Annotated in this window: 1 rRNA gene; it reads left to right on the forward strand. The window is 60.2% G+C overall.

From position 1 onward, the window contains the following. Positions 1–1,539: ribosomal RNA gene (locus BMYO_RS11345) — 23S ribosomal RNA — on the forward strand; the annotation flags it as partial.

Genomic DNA, 1,539 nt, shown 5'->3' on the forward strand with positions numbered 1-1,539 from the left:
ACTGGGTAGGAGAGCGTCCCACGGGGGGCGAAGCGGCGGCGCAAGCCGGCCGTGGATTCCGTGGGAGTGAGAATGCAGACATGAGTAGCGAAAGCGGGGTGAGGATCCCCGCCGCTGGATGACCAAGGGTTCCAGGGCCACGTTCATCGTCCCTGGGTGAGTCGGGTCCTAAGGCGAGGCCGACAGGCGTAGTCGAATGGATGAACGGGTCGATATTCCCGTACCGGCTGGCGACCGATCAAACCGAGGCGGCGAGTACTAACCTTCGTCCTTCCGTGAGGCGTCCTTCGGGGCGTGGATCGGGTGGGTGTCGGGAGCGTAGCCGTAGTAGGTCAGCGCAGGAGTGACACGGAAGGGTGGCCGGCTCCGGAGGTGGTTTTCCGGGGCCAAGCACGCGGCCCGTCCCCCAGGCAAATCCGGGGGGCGTGAGGGTGAGGTGCGATGGGACGCGCGTATGCGTGGATCCGGTGATCCCGGCCGTCGAGAAAAGCTTCGGCGTGAGGGCGTCAGTCCGCCCGTACCCCAAACCGACACTGGTGGTCAGGTAGAGAATACCAAGGCGATCGAGCGAATCCTGGTCAAGGAACTCGGCAAATCACTCCCGTTCCTTCGGTTTAAGGGAGACCCCCGATGGTGAACCAACCTGCTTGGGGAGCTGTTGGGGGTGGCACAGACCAGGGGGTAGCGACTGTTTACCAAAAACACAGGTGCATGCGAAGACGCAAGTCGCTGTATATGCACTGACGCCTGCCCGGTGCCGGAAGGTTAAGAGGATCCGTCATCCCTTCGGGGGGAAGCGGTGAATTCAAGCCCCGGTAAACGGCGGTGGTAACTATAACCATCCTAAGGTAGCGAAATTCCTTGTCGGGTAAGTTCCGACCTGCACGAATGGCGTAACGACTTCCCCACTGTCTCGACCAGGAGCTCGGCGAAATTGCAGTACGAGTAAAGATGCTCGTTAAGCGCAGAAGGACGAAAAGACCCCGGGACCTTTACTATACCTTGGTATTGGCATTCGGTGTGGATTGTGTAGCATAGGCGGGAGACTTCGAGGCGTGGCCGCCAGACCGCGCGGAGTCGCAAGGTGAAATACCGCTCTGTTCGCATTGGATGTCTAACCACGGCCAGTCATCCTGGTCTGGGACAGTGCCTGGCGGGTAGTTTAACTGGGGCGGTTGCCTCCCAAAGAGTAACGGAGGCGCCCAAAGGTTCCCTCAGCCCGGTTGGCAATCGGGTGTCGAGTGCAAGTGCACAAGGGAGCTTGACTGCGAGAGCGACGGCTCGAGCAGGGACGAAAGTCGGGACTAGTGATCCGGTGCCGGTGTACGGACGCGGCATCGCTCAACGGATAAAAGGTACCCCGGGGATAACAGGCTGATCATTCCCAAGAGTCAATATCGACGGGATGGTTTGGCACCTCGATGTCGGCTCGTCGCATCCTGGGGCTGGAGCAGGTCCCAAGGGTTCGGCTGTTCGCCGATTAAAGCGGCACGCGAGCTGGGTTCAGAACGTCGTGAGACAGTTTGGTCTCTATCCTCT

Origin of the sequence: Bifidobacterium myosotis, assembly GCF_002259745.1 — a bacterium.
Lineage (GTDB): Bacteria > Actinomycetota > Actinomycetes > Actinomycetales > Bifidobacteriaceae > Bifidobacterium > Bifidobacterium myosotis.